Below are 15781 nucleotides of genomic sequence, written 5' to 3'. Positions count from 1 at the left end.
ACAGAGATGCGTGGGTTTCGGGTTCTTAGGATAATTCAGCTTTGACAATAGCCGCAGCGCGCGCGCACTCCGCGCGGGACACGTCGTAGTGGGTGACAAAACGGACCGTCTGCGGATTGATGGCGCTGACGAGGATTCCCTGTTCCTTCAACCTTGCTACGAAGGCTGGCGCGGCGTTCTCGGCTTTCAGGGCGAAGATGACGATGTTGGTCTGGACGGATGCGAGGTCGATCTGCGCTGCGGATGAAGTGGCCACGGCCTCCGCGAGCAGCCGGGCGTTGGCGTGATCGTTGGGCAGCAGAGCCGGGCCTTCCTGAAGCGCGAGAAGACCGGCAGCGGCGAGGATGCCGGCCTGACGCATGCCTCCGCCGAGTGCCTTGCGGACGGAGCGGGCGCGGGTGATGTCAGCGCGGGTACCGACGAGGAGCGAGCCGACCGGGGCACCGAGCCCCTTGGAGAGGCAGAAGTTGACCGTATCGAAGCCCTTGGTGAGCTCGGCGACCGTGGTATTGAGCGCCGCGGCGGCGTTGAAGACGCGGGCTCCATCGAGATGCGTCTTCAGGCCGATCGCCTTGGCTTCGGCGCAGATCTCGGCGAGGATGCCCGCCGGAGTGACGGTTCCGCCCGCCATGTTGTGACTATTCTCGATGCAGATGAGCGAGGTCTGGGCGCGGTAGTAGATCTTCGGCGCAATCGACGGCCTGATAGCGCTCCAGGTGAGGATGCCGCGATCTCCAGCTACCGTGCGCGCCTGGACGCCGGAGAAGGCGGCGGCCATGGCCATCTCCCAGTCGAGGATGTGGGAGCGAGACTCGCAGATGAGTTCGTCGCCATGCTGGGTGTGGAGACGGATGGCAATCTGGTTGCCCATGGTGCCGGTGGGGACGAAGATGCTGGCTTCGCGTCCGAAGATCTCTGCGGCAAGGGCTTCGAGGCGATTGACGGTGGGGTCTTCGCTGTAGACATCGTCACCGACCTCGGCTTTGGCCATGGCTTCGCGCATCGTGTGGGTCGGCTTGGTGACGGTATCGCTGCGGAGGTCAATAAGCATTTGGGAGTCCTTCGTTCTTAGGTTAGGCCACGAGCAGGCGGCTGAAGACTTCATTGGAGGCAAGGCGTCCGGATGGTGTGAGGCTCAGGCGGCTTCCTGAGCGGGCGATGAGACCGGCGAAGGCGATGTCTTCGACTGCGGAGAGGGCCTGGTTGAGGCGCGCTTCGCCGAATTGCGTGCTGAGATGGTTGAGGTCGACCCCTTCATTCAGGCGCAGGCCGAGGAAGAGGGACTCCTCGAAGGCCTGGTCCTGGGCGATGCGGTCTATCTTGAGGGCGGTCGGCAGGATCGGGAGATCGCCGGTGGGCAGGTAGGCGCTCATCGCGTCCGGGTTGGCCCAGCGGATGGCGGTGCCGTCATGGCAGTGCAGCATGGAGTGGGCGTCGAGGCCTACCCCGAGGTACGGGTCGCGCTGCCAATACTTGCGATTGTGACGAGACTGGCGGCCGGGCCGGGCGAAGTTGGAGATCTCGTACTGGTGGATTCCGACGTCGGCGAGCTGGGTGCAGGCGGCCTGGTACCAGTCTGCGGTATCGTCTTCGGGCGGTAGGGCGGGGGCGTGGTAGCGGGGGCCTCCGGCGAGGGACTCGCGGCCGAGACGGGAGTCTTCGTCAACCTCGAGGAGGTAGATGCTGATGTGATCGGTCGCAGTGGCGATTGCCTGGTCGAGCGATGCGGCCCAGGACTGCTGGGTCTGGTAAGGAAGCCCGGCAATAAGGTCGAGCGAGATGTTCTCGATCCCGGAGGCACGCAGACGGACGATCTCAGCGTGGCAGGAGGCGGCGGTGTGGGTGCGGCCTACGGCGGCGGATTCGCGATCGATGAAGGACTGGACGCCGAAGCTGATGCGGTTGACGCCTTCGCGCTGGGCGACTTCCAGGGTCTCGGGCAAGAGCTGGTCCGGCGCGGCTTCGAGGGTGATTTCAGCGGCTGGGTTGAGTTCGAACCCATCGCGGATGGTGGCGAAGATGCGGTTCAGATGCGCGGGAGCGAGGAGGCTTGGGGTTCCCCCACCAAAGTAGATGGTGTCGAGGTGATTGGGAAGGATGGCACCGCGGGAGTGAGCCTTGGCACGGGCGTCGCGGATCTCGATGCAAAGACGGTCGATATAGCGGTCGAGGAGCGCGTTCGAGAAGACGTCCGAGGCGAAGTTGCAGAAGCTGCACTTGTGTTTGCAGAACGGGATGGAGAGGTAGAGGCCTGCGGGTTTTGCTTCGAACGGCACCCGGTTATTGTTTCATGGCCCCTCAATGCGAATCGATGTTTCGGTGGGAGCATCTAGAATCTAGACACGCATGGAAACCGAGAAGACGAACGACGCCCCGAAGAGTGATGCTGCCGCGCAGGTTGCTGCCGATACCGTTGAGGCGGGCGCAGCCGGCGTTTCCAGTGCCAAAACGGTCGAGGTGAAGGCCGAGGAGAGGAAGAAGCCAGCTGGCGACGACGAGGTGATGGGCAAAGCCTACGACGGGCGGCTGATGAAGCGTCTTCTGACGTATTTGACACCGTACAAGCTCCAGGTGGGGCTGTCTGCGGTGTTCATTCTGATTAAAGCCGCGTCCGACGTGATGGGACCGTACTTTGTGGAGACGGCCGTCGATACGTACATGACGGGCAAGTCCGCGGAGAAGCTCTCGTGGCTGGCTCGTCATCTGAGCAGGACTCCGATGACCGGCATCACGCAACTTGGAGTGCTGTACCTGGGCACGCTTTTGCTGACCTATGGGCTCGAGTTTGCGCAGACGTATCTGATGCAGTGGACCGGGCAGAAGATCATGTTCGACCTGCGCAGCCAGATCTTCCGGCACCTGCAGCGGATGTCGCCTGCATTCTTCGACCACAATCCGGTCGGCAAGCTGGTGACGCGTGTTACCTCCGACGTCGATGCGCTGAACGAGATGTTTACCTCGGGCGTGCTGGCGATCTTCGAGGACATCTTTATTCTTGTGTTCATCGTCGCGATCATGCTGAAGATGAGCTGGCCCCTGGCGTTGTTTACGCTCTCGGTGATTCCGGCGATTCTCTACGCGACGAGTATCTTCCGCAAGTATGTGCGCGATAGCTATAGGCGGCAGCGCGCGGCCACGGCGAAGATCAACACGTTCACCCAGGAGTACGTGTCGGGCATGGCCGTGGTGCAGATGTTCAACCGCGAAAAGAGGGCCTACAAAGACTTCTCCGAGGTGAACTACGAGAACAAAAGGGCGTGGTCGGATGCGATCTTTGCCTATGCGCTCTACTACCCGGTGGTCGAGTTTCTCAGCTCGGTCGCGATTGCGCTGGTGATCTGGCAGGGCGGAGCGGCTGTGCTGCGGAACCTGCCGTTTGTGTCCGCTGGTTTGACGCGGGCTCCCGGATTCTTTGGAACCGTGACTCTCGGCGTGCTGATCGCGTTTATTCAGTATGCGCAACGCTTCTTCCGCCCGATTCAGGATCTGAGCGACAAGTACAACATCCTGCAGGCGGCGATGGCCGCGAGCGAGCGCGTCTTCAAGCTGCTCGACACGGTGCCTGGAATTGCCTCGCCGGCAAAGCCGATTGCAGCGGCGAAGAGCGGTCGCGACTTTGGGCGGATTGAGTTCCGCGACGTCTGGTTTACGTATCAGACACTCGACGCGAGGCAACAGGCGCGTGTCGCAACCGCGAGCGACGCGGAACTGCGTAGTTTCGCCGATATCGAGTGGATTCTATGCGGGGTCAGTTTTGTGATTGCCCCGGACGAGACAGCCGCGATAGTGGGCCACACGGGCGCGGGCAAGACGACCATCACGGCATTGATGATGCGCTTCTACGATATCCAGCGTGGGTCGATTCTCGTGGACGGCGTGGATGTGCGGGAGCAGGACCTGAAGGCTCTGCGGCAGCGATTTGGCGTGGTTTTGCAGGACCCGTTCCTGTTCACAGGGACCATCGCGGAGAACATCCGGCTGGGATCTTCTTGGATTACCGAGGAGAGGTTGGAACGCGCCGCCGACGAGGTGAACGTCGGCGACTTTATCCGGTCACTACCGCTCGGGTTCCAGGAGCCGGTGATCGAGCGCGGGGCCACGCTTTCCACCGGGCAGAAGCAGTTGATCAGTTTCGCAAGGGCGCTGGCGCACGATCCTGGGATTCTGATTCTCGATGAGGCCACAAGCTCGGTGGATACGGAGACAGAGCAGCGGGTGCGGCTTGCGCTTTCGCGCATGATCGCTGGGCGGACTTCGGTGCTGATTGCGCACCGTCTGTCGACGATTCAAAAGGCGGACTCGATTCTCGTGATGCACAAGGGAACGCTGCGCGAACGCGGAACTCATCAGGAGCTGCTGGCGCATCGCGGGCTGTACTACAAGCTGTATGAGTTGCAGTATCGCGATCAGGAGATTGGCGCCCCGATCGCTGAAACGGCTTCGGCGTAACTTGCCTCAGGTAGCCTTCTTTTCGGCTTCGTCGCAGAGCTTGGCCAGGCGCTTCTGCCGAGCCTCAGGTGTCTGGCAATAAAAGACTGCCATGAGGCCGTTTCTGCGTTGTGCCTCTGTCATTTTGAGCCAGCCTTTCTGAGCCTTGGGTCGTGCCCGAAAGGCCTGCTGGATCAGCGGCGGAAGCTCGATCTCGGCTTCCATGGTGGCGAGCAGCCGCTCGGCCATCTGCTCAGCGCGGCGGATGCGTGCCGCATCGGACTTCACGGCGTCGATCCATTTGCCGATCTCGCGGCGGGTGTATTCGGTGAGAGATTCGTACCACTTCATTAAGCCTGGCTCGTCGTCGAGCAGCACAGCCAACTCATCGGGGAGCGAGGCCTCGCGGGGTGCGAGATCGGGGGCTAGAGTGAAAGCGGCGGTACTGCCTGCGTGGCAGCCGGTCGCGGTCTGCGCGGTTTTGTTGACGAGGATGTAGAAGCCTCCGCGCTGGTCGGGGAAGAGCGATGTGCGGAAGGCATGATCTTCGAGGGTGCCCTGCACACGGAGACGAATCATCTGCTTCCACACACTGGCGGGGTCGAAGGGGATTCGAACGATGGTCCAACCGAGAGCTCGGTCGCCCTTTTCGAGGGTGGCGCGGAAGTGTTGGGGTTTATCGTCAGGCACGACTCTTCTCCCTCGATCTAAACTAGGGTATCGCTATGACGTCCAATGCGCGGGTGTTTTTGTCGGCCGGTGAGGCCTCGGGGGATCACTACGGGGCGGAGCTCATCTCGGAGTTGAAGCGGAGGCTGGCGGGGGCTACGTTCTTCGGGCTTGGTGGAACGGAGATGGAGGCGGCTGGACTTCATCGGGTGATTAAGGCTGAAGATGTGGCCGTCATGGGGATCACCGAGATTCTGCGGCATATTCCCCGAATCTACATGAGCTACCGGAAGCTGGTGGACTCGATCAAGCGTGAGCGACCGGATGTGGCGGTGCTGATCGATTTTCCGGATGTGAACTTTCGCCTAGCCAAGCACTGCAAGCGGATGGGGATTCCGGTGGTGTGGTTCGTCAGCCCGCAGCTTTGGGCGTGGAAGCGGCAACGACTGCGGTGGGTGCAGCAACGCGTCGCGCGGATGATGGTGATCTTTCCGTTCGAGGCCCCGTTTTATGAGGCGCGTGGGGTGAATGCGGAGTTTGTGGGGCATCCGCTGGCCGCGCTTCCCTTGCCTGTTAGCTCGCGCGAGGAGTTCGCAGAGAAGTATGGGTTGGACGTGGGGAAAACCTGGATCGCTTTGCTGCCGGGGAGTCGAGAGAAAGAGGTCGTTGCCAATCTTTCTGAGATGCTGGAAGCGGCCGATCAGTTGAGTCTCTTCATGGACTGCGAGTTTCTGATCCCAGCAGCTACGACCATATCCGTTGATTGGCTCAAGAACCAGATGAAGTCTTGGATTGAGCCGATCGACCGCAACAGCGAACCCCGAAGGCTAAACCTGCACGTGGTCTTCGATGCGCGCGAGGCTATGTCGCATGCGCGGGCTTCGGTGGTGGCCAGCGGGACGGCTACGGTGCAGGCTTTGTTGATTGGGAATCCGTTTGTGGTGGTTTACCGGGTTTCGAAGACGACCTTTGCGCTCGCGAAGAGGCTGGTGAAGTATCCGGTGGAGATTCCGGCTCCGGTAGATGAGGTTGGAAATCTGCCGATCGCAATGGTGAATTTGATTGCGGGAAAGAGGATCGTGCCGGAGCTGATCAATGAGCAATTTACGGCGGCTTCGGTGGCTTCGGCTCTGAAACCACTGATTGAGAATGGGGTGGAGCGGGAGCGGATGGTGCGGGATCTCACGGAGGCTAAGGGGCGGCTGGTTGTGAGTGGGGATGAGAGTCCGGTGGAGCGGGTTGCTGGGGCGGTGCTTGGGGTTTTGGGATTGGCCTGAAACCCATGTCTCAGGATGCGCCCACCCGCATTTGGGCCTGCCGAAGAGCGAAAGCGGTCTCGGTTTGCGAGATGAGCGCTCCTTCGGATCTTTGGCAAATACGGGGGTTCTTCGCTTCGCTCAGAATGACAAACGTTCTTTCGTTTGAGGGGATTGTAAGGCGTTTGTCATGCCGTTTCCGATTTCGCCTTTCGTGCGTCTAACATCTCGATAAGCAGTTTGCGGCTAAGCACGTCCCTCGAACAGGTTACGGTTGGACCCGTGAGTCCAAGAAGGCCTGTTCTACGTTCTTCCGATAAGGACTTTGTCTCCATGCGCGTTTGTTTGCTTCGTAAGACTATTGCCGGGATCGCCCTCTCGTTCGTCGCAGTGGCTGCGCTGGCCGCGCCGGTGAGGCAGCAGGTCAATGTGACCGCGTACAACATCTCGGCGGACCTGATGCCGAAGACCAGCGAATTGACGGCGATTGCGATCGTCACGTTCACAGCCTTGGACGATCTGTCGCAGGTTTCGTTTGAACTGAACAACGGACTCACCCTGACCAGGGTGACCGATGCGAAGAACGTCGTTCTGCCCTCCGAAAGGCTCGCGGCGAACTCGTCCGTCCGCTTCAACCTGGCCACGCCGCTGGCGAAGAGCAGCCAGAATACGTGGACGTTCGAGTACACGGGTAAGCTGGTGGGCGCCGATACGAGCCCCGTGGAAGGCATCAAGACAGCGGCGGTAGCCGAACCCATCTCGGTCCTGCTCTATCCCGGGCGGTGGTTCCCGATGGTGGGGCTTTACACCGATCGCTTTACCGCGGAGATGCATATCCGCGTGCCCGCGGATGAGACCGTCATCGGCTCGGGCAGCGGGTTTGCGGCGAAGAAGACGCTGCCGGCCAATCGGGCGGAGTACGCCTTCAACTGGGGCAAGCCGGGATTTCCAGGAACGATCATCGCCGGCAAGTTCCTCGAACCCATCACCGCGCCCGGTGTCAGCAACATCAAGGTCTACGTGACCGAGAAGCACAAGGCTGGTGCCGTCGACTTTGCGCAGCAGGCGGACAAAGAGTTCGACTTCATGAGCAGCCTGTTTGGGCCGCCAGAGTCGGGACGGATCAACGTAGTCGAGATGCCGGAGGACCTGGGGCTTTCGGCCTCGTGGGCGCCGGAGATGGTTTGCATCGCCGGGCAGAGGATGGATCGCAACAGCGCCCGGCTCCTGTCGAACACCATTGCGCACCAGTGGTGGGGCTCGCAGGTCTCGCCCGCGACGCTGAATGACGCGTGGATCACGAACGGGATGAGCCGCTATGCAGAGTTGATGTTCCTCGAAGACTCGGCAGGCAAGAATGCGTTTCAGTCAGCGATTGGGGATGTGTCGGCGGGTGCGCTGGCCTACGACACCGAGCCTCTCACGACGCTCGGCAGGGTAGATCCCTATTCTCCGCAGTTTCAGTCGATGACGCTCGAGAAGGGCGCGATGGTCTTCCACATGTTGCGGTGGGAGATGGGCGACGACAACTTCAACAAGTTTCTGAAGACCCTGCTAACTCAATATGCGGATAAGGGGATTCGCAGTTCCAATGTGCAGACCGTCGCCATCGCCACGGCGGGGGACGAGTCGCGCGACAACCTGGCGCCGTTCTTTGCGCAATGGCTGGATGGGACGGGCGCGCCGGCGTTCGGCAACAAGTTCACGGTGTTTCGTTTGGGCAACAACAAGGGCTTCAGGACGATCGGCGCGATCACGCAAGACCTCGATCTGTTCCGGATGCCGGTGGAGTTGAGGATCGAGACGGACGGCAAGACGGAGATCAAGAAGATCGATGTCAGCGGGACGGACTCGCAGTACTCGATCGAGACCTTCGGACGGCCGCGGCGGATTACGATCGATCCTTCGAACTGGCTGCTGAAGAGCACACCCGACCTCGCGGTGCGCGTGGCTGTACTGCGTGGGCAGCAGCTTGTGGCGCAGGGCGATAACACGGCTGCCCTGGTGGAGTACCAGAAGGCGCTGGACGCGAACAAGAGCAGTTCGCTCGCCAGCTACCGGATTGGTGAGATTTTCTTCAATCAGAGAAACTACCAGTCGGCTGCGAACAGCTTCCGCGATTCGCTGCGCGGCGATGGCGATCCGAAGTGGACCGAAGTCTGGTCGCATGTGCAGTTGGGTCGCATCTTCGATGTGACGGGGCAGAGAGATCGTGCGGTGAACGAGTATCGCTTGGCCGTGCAGACCAATGACAACACGCAAGGGGCGGTGAATGAGGCGCGCGCAAGCATGCAGAAGCCTTATAAACGCGAGGCGGACAACTAGCCCACACCGCCGCCTCGAGGCTTTATTCGTATCGAAGTGCTTCGATCGGATCGAGCTTCGAGGCTTGAATCGCGGGCACCATGCCGCTGATCGTACCCACGACAATCAGCGTAATCGACGCGACCAACACGATGTGCGGCGAGATCAGAAGCTGAATATCCGCAGCTTCCCCACCCGTAGCGAGGGCGCTGTAAAACGTGATGCGGCCCACCGAGAAGCTGACGATGTACGCCAGCAGAATGCCACCGAAGCCGCCCACGCCGCTGATGACGAGCGCTTCCGACAGGAATTGCAGCAGGATGTGACGGCGGCGCGCGCCGAGTGCCTTCTCCACGCCGATCTCGCGGGTGCGCTGCTGCACGCTGACCAGCATGATGTTCATCAGGCCAATACCAGCGATGCCCAGCGTCAGGGCTCCGATGAAGAGTAGAAGAACCTGCAGGCCCAGCGACACGATACGGAACTGTGCGAGCTGTTCCATGATGTTAGCGACGTAGATGGCGTTACGGTCCGACGGGCGGAAGCCGTGGGACTCGCCAAGCATCTTTCGGATGGCGTTTTCGACGGTCTTATGATCGCCGTTGTAGCTCATCCAGATACCGTCGAGATAGTGCGTGTCCTTTATGTCCGTCATGGTGCTGAAGGGGATGAACAGGCCACGGTTGATGTCGTCGTCGCCCTCCTGCATCTTGGCGGCAAGGACACCGACGACCTCAAACGAGATTCCGTTCAGTCGAACGGGCTGACCGATGGCGTTCATCCCCGAGAAGAGCATGGTTTTGGCCTGGGAGCCGATCACAACGACGTGCGCACGCTGATCGACGTCGGCCTGCGTGAGGAGGCGTCCGGTCGAAACCTCTTTCTTGAGGATGGACTGAAGCTCGGGGGTGATGCCATCCACGTTCCAGTTCTCGCTGCGGCGATCACTCTCGACGGTCACGGTTTTGCCGACATCGGGCGCGGTGTGGATGATGCCGGGGATGGTCTCCTGGATGCGTTCCATATCTTCCAGGGTGAGTCGCACCTGGACACCCGCCTTGGAGCCTCCGGCCTGCTCGGAGGTACGTCCCGGGAATACGCCGATCATGTTCGTGCCGAATTGCATGAAGATCGTCTCAATGGCGCGACCGAAGCCTGCGCCGTACGCGAGCAGCAGAACCACGGTGGCAATGCCCCAGGCCATGCCGACGATGGTGATGACCGTGCGCCGGCCGTTGTGGCGCATCGCCTCCATCGCTTGTCCGAATACATCCTTGAGCATTACCTAGTCCTTCCTGAGAGCTTCCACGGGTTCGAGCAGAGCTGCCTTGCGAGCGGGGTACAGGCCCGCAATCACGCCTGCGATAGAGAGCGCGCCAACGGCCATCGCGGCCGACCATGGCACAAGCCGGGGAGGATCGAAGCCCTGCACGCCTGGACCGGCGATCGCGGTCAGCCCCATCATCAGCGCGGCGGCGGCCACAATGCCGATCGCCCCGCTGGTGCCGGTGAGTACCATTCCTTCGAGAAAAAACTGGGTCATGATGCTACGGTTCGTTGCGCCGAGCGCCTTGCGGAGACCGATCTCCTTGGTGCGCTCACTGACCGTGACAAGCATGATGTTGATGATGCCGACCGCGCCGAGCGCCAGCGTGACGATGCCCACGCCGCCCAGGAATACGTCCATCGCAGTAAAGATCATGCCGATCGAGCGGGAGCTCTTGATGGTGTCCCACTCCTCGATGGCCTCGGGGTCCAACGGGTTGAATCCGTGCCGGTGACCGATGATGCGATGCACCTCAATCTTGGCAAGCTCATTCTGGTCGGCGGTGCTGGGCTGGTACTGGATGGACGAAATGGCGTCTTTCGGGATGTTGTCGCCCTTGATGGGAAAGAGCTCCATCATGGTGGTCAACGGGATGTAGACCTTCTGGTTGTCGTTGTTGTTGTTCCCGCGCCCTATCTTGTCGGCGACGCCTATGACTTCAAGTCGGTAGCCGTTGAGCGTGATGAAATTTCCAATGGACGGGCGACCCGGAAAGAGAAGCTGGTTGCTCTTCTGGCCAAGAATGACGACGAGACGATGCTGTGCGATATCTTCCTGTCGAAGGCCGCGTCCCTGCACGATCGGGAGCTTGCGAATGTCCGCGAAGTTCGGCAGGATGCCCATGACCGGACCGCCCGCGCTCGAATACTCACTCACCTGCTTGAGGTCTCCCCGGTTGATGATGGCCGTGGCGTTCCGGACGTGCGGGGCCTGTGTCCGGACGGCGTCGAGGTCGCCCAGGGTGAGCTTGTAGGGGTGAAGACCAGAGTGCTGGCCAGGCAGCGATGGGATGTTGCCGCCAAAGATCATGATGACGTCGGTGCCAAACTCAGCCAGGCCGCGCTGGTTGCCGGAGCGAAAGCCCTCTCCGAGCCCCACGAGCAGCAGCAGCGATGCAACTCCCCAGGCGATGCCGAACATTGTGAGGAAGGAGCGGAGCTTGTTGGCCCAGATAGCCTCGAAGACCTGTTGGACGATGTCGAGAAAACGGCGCATGTGCGGGTACCTGACGTGGGTACGTTCCGCAAGCGGAGTTGGTTCCGTGAACTAGGGGCGAGCGACGAGGTTCTTCATCAACATCGGCACGTCCGGATCGGGTTCAGTCTTAGGCGTGCGGCCAAGCGCTGCAAAGACTGAGGTGACCGCGGAGAGAGCCTCCGCGCTGTGCTTCTCGGGATACAGGATACGGACGGAGCCTTCACCGGCAAGATCTCCCCGCAGCGCAAAGCACAGGTCAGGACGGTAGACACAGGAGGCGAGGTCTGTGATGCTGAGGGCTTCGGATGGTGTGCAGAAGATGGTGCGAGGGGGAGCCATGCGGTCCATCAGCGAGAAGATCTCAAGCTTAGACTCCAGCTCATCGGGAACGAAGTCGATCGCGATGTCGGCACGGCGAACCGCTTCTTCCACGGTAAGGGCAACGGTCAATTTGCCACGGGATTGGAGCGACTGGTACTCATCCTGAGCACGCCGCAGATTGGCGGGCATGACGTCTTCAAGGATGACATCGAAGCCTGCCGCCGCGCATGCGAGTGCAAAGCGGCGGCCCGCCGTTCCGGCGCCGATGATGGCGAGGACGTGGGCCGCCTCCTGCACTACTCCTTGCCTTCCAGTGCAGTCACCACCGACTCGTAGCTGGGATCGGCGGCGCGAATGTGGGTGGCGACGCGCTGACGCTCCTCTTCAGTCAGGGACGGCAGAACCGAGAGGATGCGGCGGAGTGTGACCGAGATATCGTCGACGTAGTTCATGGTGCGGATGGCTTCACCGGAAAGAGGCATGCTTACTCCTGATCTGTTTTATTGCTGCTATGAGTCTAAACGTTTTGCGGTCTGCGTGATTCTCTAGACCGTCGTTCCCGCCTCGACGCGCAGATGAGCTTCCTCGGTAGGCTTTCCGGAATCGGCCGGGTTCTCCCTCGGCATCACGTAATCGTCTCGGTCGGTCATCTCCATCAATGCTGCGAGTTGAATGGCAAAGTCGGGATGAAGCGCATTGGGAGCGTAACGCCATGCCCAGTTCCCTATCGGAGCGGCGGGCGTGTTCATACGGGCTTCGCTGCCGAGATGCAGGATATCCTGCAGCGGAAAGATGCAGAGGTTCGCAACCGAGCGAGCCGCAGCGCGGATGGCAGCCCACACGATCTCAGCCGGATGGTTGATGTGCTGAAGATATGCCTGCGCATTATTTCGCTCAGTCTCGGACGCATCATCGAGCCACCAGCCAAGCGTCGTGTTGTTGTCGTGCGTGCCGGTGTAGGCTACCGTGTTGGGGACATAACGGTGAGGCAGGTACATGTGCCCACCACGCTCCGCGAAGCCGAACTGCAGAATGCGCATGCCGGGCATGCCGAAGCGCTCGCGAAGCTCGTCCACCTCGGGCGTGATGACGCCGAGATCTTCCGCAATGAAGGGGAGGTCGCCGAAGACTTCCTTCAGCCGCATGAAAAGCTCCTGCCCTGGCGCCTTGATCCAGACGCCGTTCATGGCCGTCTCCTCCTTCGCGTCGATGGACCAGAACGCCTCGAAGCCGCGGAAGTGATCGAGGCGAATGATGTCGTAGAGGGTCAGTGATCGACGGATACGAGCTACCCACCAATCGAATCCACGCTCACGCAAGGTGCCCCATTTGTAGAGCGGATTGCCCCACCGTTGACCGGTCGCTGAAAAATAGTCCGGGGGCACCCCCGACACGCGGATAGGGTTGCGCTGCTCATCGAGTTCGAAGATATCCGGGTTGGTCCAGACGTCTGCCGAGTCGTAGTTCACAAAGATAGCGACGTCGCCCATGATCTGGATCTTGCGCTCCGCACAGTAGGCACGCAGCGCGCACCACTGCTCGGAGAAGAAGAACTGAATCACCTGTTCGATGGCGAGTTCGTGACTGCGGTCGGTGAGGAGTTTGGTCAGAGCGTCCTGTTTACGCTGCACATATTCAAGCGGCCACTCATTCCAACTGGCGTAGTTGTACTCGCGGCGCAGCACGTTGAACATCGCGTAATCGGGTAGCCAGGAAACATTGTCCTGGCAGAACTTGTGGAAACGAGCGCGTGCATCGTCGGAGGCTCCATCGAGGAAGCGGCCTGCGGCCTCCTCGATGAGCGGGAGTTTCTTTTCGAAGGCGCCGGCGTAGTCACAGTGGCCTTCGGCTCCGGGTAGGTCGTTGAGTTTCTCCCACGCCACCCATCCGTCCTGCGCGAGGCGCTCAAGCGAGATGAGAATGGGATTCCCAGCAAAGGCTGACAAAGCCGAATAGGGCGAAGAGCCGTAGCCAGTGGGGCTCAGTGGAAGCACCTGCCAGGTACGCTGTTTGGCGGCTGCGAGAAAGTCGACAAAGGCGTACGCTGCAGGTCCGAAGTCGCCTACTCCGCCGTGTGAGGGAAGCGACGTAACGTGTAACAAAACACCCGATTGACGCTCCATGCTAGCCATTGGCATACGCTGTCTCTCCCTTTGGTCTCTGATGCGAGTTTATGCTTTGACGGTTCCGACGAGGTTAACGAGAAAGGCCCGTTGCCGCCTCGGGGCGACTACGGGCCTTTGTCTGTTGTGTGTCTTTCCGGTTAGCTACCGAACGGACTCGCACCGGGCGCAGGCTGCTTCTTCGTGTATTTGACCGCACCCTTCTTCTCGTAGGTATCGGTCAGGTTGCCGAGGTAAACCTTGAAGATCTCCTCGTGCTGATCGTTGAGAAGCTGGTCCTTGGTAGCGGCGAAGTTCTTGGCGATGTCGTCGGTAGAGGGTTCCTGCTTATCCGTAACCGTGAGCACGATACCGACGCGGCCCTCATTGATGGGTGCCGAGATTGCCCCCTTATCGAGCGAGAACGCAACCGACCCCTGACCGGCCATGGAGCCAACATCCGGCACCTGACCATCGCGGCCAACCAGATCCGAGCTCTTGACCGGGATATTCATTTCGGCAGCGGCCTTGCGCAAGTCGTTGAGAACCTTCGCACGGTCATCGAGCTTGGCAAGCTGCTGGTTGAGGAGCTGCGGAGCCTGCTGCTCCTTGAAGTCTGCCACCAACTTGTCGTGGTAGGCGGCAAACTCAGGCGCGTGTGCCGGCTTGACGTCGGTGACCTGGAAGATCGCAAAGCCGTCGCCGGTAGCGGTCGACTGGGGTGCTGCTCCCTTGGGGGCGGTGAAGGCTGCGGTGAGGAGCGCGCTCGAATCAGCAAGCGCCGGAATCACGCCGTCCTTCGCAACGAAGTCGGTCGTACCGGCGTGCAGGTTGTGCGCGGCAGCGGTCTTGTCGAGGCCGTTCTTGGCGGCTTCGTCGGAGAGCTGTTTCGCAAAGGCCTGCTCGGCTGCGCCGAACTTCGTCTGCTCGACGATCGGAGTGATCTCTGCCTTGACTTCGTCCAGCGTGCGGAGGTGCGCGGTCTTCTTCTCTTCGGTCTGGATGATGTGGTAGCCAAACTGCGTTTTGACCAGGTCCGAAGTCTGTCCCGGCTGGAGATCGAAGGCAGTCTTATCGAATTCGGGAACAGTCTTGCCGCGATCGAGCCAGCCAAGTTCCCCGCCCTGTGCCTTCGATCCCGGGTCATCCGAGTTCTTGGCCGCGAGCTCAGCGAAGTTGCCGCCGGCCTTGATCTGCTTCAAGATGTCGGCTGCCTTGGCCTTGGCCGCAGCGTCCTTGGCAGCGTCGCCCGCAGGTGCGGCGATGAGGATGTGGCGAACCTTGACCTGCTCCTTGACCTGAAACTGGTCCTTGTGGGCGTTGTAGTAGGTCTGCAGGTCGGCATCGGTCACCTGAGGCTTGCCGCCCGGGAGGTTCGAGGCATCAAAGGTAAAGTAGGCGATCTTGCGGGTCTCAGGAACTGCGGTCGCGTAACGGGCGGCGTTCTTCTTGAAGAAGTCCTGCAGGTCGGACTCGGACGGGTTGATCCCCTTGGCGAGGTCTTCCGCCGAGATGACAGCGTAGTCGAACTTCACCTTGGTACCCTGCTGCTTGTAAGCCTCACGGACAGCGTTATCGGAGACGGTGACGCCACCGGTGATGAGCGCCTGAAGACGCGTCAGCTCCATGTCGTCTTTCACCTTGGACTCAAAATCCGAACGAGTCGTGCCGAACGCGGTCTGGACGAAGGACATGTACTTGTCGTCGCCGATGTACTCGCCGTTCGGGAAGATGTACTGGGCGAAGGGCCCGGTCTTCAGTTCGCGGGCGAGGTCGGCGTCCGACACCTGGAGGTTGAGGCGGTCGGCCTCGCGCTTCAGGATGGCGCGCTGCACGAGGATCTGGCCGGCGCGCTGCTCCATGTACGGCAGGAGGAACGGCGGAAGGCGCTGCTGCGTGAGCTGGCGCTGGGCGAGCGCGGTGACTTCAGACTGTTTGACGGGGACGGACTCGGAGGTGATACGGCCAAGCGGATTCGGATCGTGAACCGTCGCGTAGACATCGCTGCCGGCACCAGAGCCGACGTTATCGAAGATGCCTGGAACGAGGGTGATCACCATGGTGACCACAGCAAAGCCAATGATGACGGCGAAGACGATCTTGGTGTAACGGTTGTCCTGCTGCAGAATGCGTATCATGCTGGGGCTTTAGACCTTCACTTCGAGCGGCCACGGAGG

The 15781-nt window shown here is 60.7% G+C and carries 12 protein-coding genes; 3 read left to right on the top strand and 9 right to left on the bottom strand.

Annotated elements, in window-relative coordinates:
• Positions 1 to 25 precede the first annotated feature (25 nt).
• Both BM400_RS13475 and hemW read right to left on the bottom strand, forming a co-directional pair.
• Positions 26 to 1051, bottom strand: coding sequence for a threonine aldolase family protein (locus BM400_RS13475; protein WP_089839644.1), 1026 nt, complete (start codon positions 1049 to 1051; stop codon positions 26 to 28).
• Positions 1052 to 1073: 22 nt separating this feature from the next.
• Complete coding sequence (gene hemW / locus BM400_RS13470) at positions 1074 to 2276, bottom strand: radical SAM family heme chaperone HemW (RefSeq protein WP_089839643.1); 1203 nt, start codon at positions 2274 to 2276, stop codon at positions 1074 to 1076.
• 226 nt (positions 2277 to 2502) lie between these two features.
• Here hemW and BM400_RS13465 point away from each other — a divergent pair, with 226 nt between their 5' ends.
• Positions 2503 to 4449: an ABC transporter ATP-binding protein gene (locus BM400_RS13465; RefSeq protein ID WP_245781993.1), complete on the top strand. Its 1947-nt coding sequence runs from the start codon at positions 2503 to 2505 to the stop codon at positions 4447 to 4449.
• 6 nt (positions 4450 to 4455) lie between these two features.
• Here BM400_RS13465 and BM400_RS13460 read toward each other — a convergent pair whose 3' ends face one another.
• Positions 4456 to 5118: a YdeI/OmpD-associated family protein gene (locus tag BM400_RS13460; RefSeq protein WP_089839641.1), complete on the bottom strand. Its 663-nt coding sequence runs from the start codon at positions 5116 to 5118 to the stop codon at positions 4456 to 4458.
• Positions 5119 to 5153: 35 nt separating this feature from the next.
• Between BM400_RS13460 and lpxB the strand changes: the two genes are divergently transcribed.
• Positions 5154 to 6374, top strand: coding sequence for a lipid-A-disaccharide synthase (lpxB, locus tag BM400_RS13455; protein WP_089839640.1), 1221 nt, complete (start codon positions 5154 to 5156; stop codon positions 6372 to 6374).
• 324 nt (positions 6375 to 6698) lie between these two features.
• Positions 6699 to 8678 (top strand): M1 family aminopeptidase, encoded by a 1980-nt coding sequence (locus BM400_RS13450; RefSeq protein WP_342714588.1) that lies wholly within the window; start codon positions 6699 to 6701, stop codon positions 8676 to 8678.
• A gap of 22 nt (positions 8679 to 8700) precedes the next feature.
• Here BM400_RS13450 and BM400_RS13445 read toward each other — a convergent pair whose 3' ends face one another.
• From BM400_RS13445 to BM400_RS13420, 6 genes are all read right to left on the bottom strand, one after another.
• Entirely contained in the window at positions 8701 to 9939 is a 1239-nt protein-coding gene (locus BM400_RS13445; RefSeq protein WP_089839638.1) for an ABC transporter permease, read from the bottom strand.
• A 3-nt stretch (positions 9940 to 9942) separates the two neighbouring features.
• Complete coding sequence (locus BM400_RS13440; protein WP_089839637.1) at positions 9943 to 11199, bottom strand: ABC transporter permease; 1257 nt, start codon at positions 11197 to 11199, stop codon at positions 9943 to 9945.
• Between the two features lie 51 nt (positions 11200 to 11250).
• Positions 11251 to 11799, bottom strand: coding sequence for a 3-hydroxyacyl-CoA dehydrogenase NAD-binding domain-containing protein (locus BM400_RS13435; protein ID WP_089839636.1), 549 nt, complete (start codon positions 11797 to 11799; stop codon positions 11251 to 11253).
• Positions 11799 to 11984: a hypothetical protein gene (locus tag BM400_RS13430; protein ID WP_089839635.1), complete on the bottom strand. Its 186-nt coding sequence runs from the start codon at positions 11982 to 11984 to the stop codon at positions 11799 to 11801. Before BM400_RS13430 ends, BM400_RS13435 begins: the two co-directional genes overlap by 1 nt.
• A 63-nt stretch (positions 11985 to 12047) precedes the next feature.
• Complete coding sequence (malQ, locus tag BM400_RS13425) at positions 12048 to 13640, bottom strand: 4-alpha-glucanotransferase (RefSeq protein WP_425432392.1); 1593 nt, start codon at positions 13638 to 13640, stop codon at positions 12048 to 12050.
• 125 nt (positions 13641 to 13765) lie between these two features.
• Positions 13766 to 15742 (bottom strand): peptidylprolyl isomerase, encoded by a 1977-nt coding sequence (locus BM400_RS13420; protein ID WP_089839633.1) that lies wholly within the window; start codon positions 15740 to 15742, stop codon positions 13766 to 13768.
• Positions 15743 to 15781 lie beyond the last annotated feature (39 nt).

This window comes from Granulicella pectinivorans (assembly GCF_900114625.1).
Classification (GTDB): domain Bacteria; phylum Acidobacteriota; class Terriglobia; order Terriglobales; family Acidobacteriaceae; genus Edaphobacter; species Edaphobacter pectinivorans.
Note: the sequence above shows the minus strand (reverse complement) of the source record. Positions and strands in the feature narration are given on the sequence as shown.

Bases quoted from the DNA above. Each gene is read 5' to 3' on its own strand.
- BM400_RS13475 (WP_089839644.1), bottom strand. From the start codon at position 1,051: ATGCTTATTGACCTCCGCAGCGATACCGTCACCAAGCCGACCCACACG.
- BM400_RS13465 (WP_245781993.1), top strand. From the start codon at position 2,503: ATGGGCAAAGCCTACGACGGGCGGCTGATGAAGCGTCTTCTGACGTAT.
- lpxB (WP_089839640.1), top strand. From the start codon at position 5,154: ATGACGTCCAATGCGCGGGTGTTTTTGTCGGCCGGTGAGGCCTCGGGG.
- BM400_RS13445 (WP_089839638.1), bottom strand. From the start codon at position 9,939: ATGCTCAAGGATGTATTCGGACAAGCGATGGAGGCGATGCGCCACAAC.
- BM400_RS13440 (WP_089839637.1), bottom strand. From the start codon at position 11,199: ATGCGCCGTTTTCTCGACATCGTCCAACAGGTCTTCGAGGCTATCTGG.
- BM400_RS13430 (WP_089839635.1), bottom strand. From the start codon at position 11,984: ATGCCTCTTTCCGGTGAAGCCATCCGCACCATGAACTACGTCGACGAT.
- malQ (WP_425432392.1), bottom strand. From the start codon at position 13,640: ATGCCAATGGCTAGCATGGAGCGTCAATCGGGTGTTTTGTTACACGTT.
- BM400_RS13420 (WP_089839633.1), bottom strand. From the start codon at position 15,742: ATGATACGCATTCTGCAGCAGGACAACCGTTACACCAAGATCGTCTTC.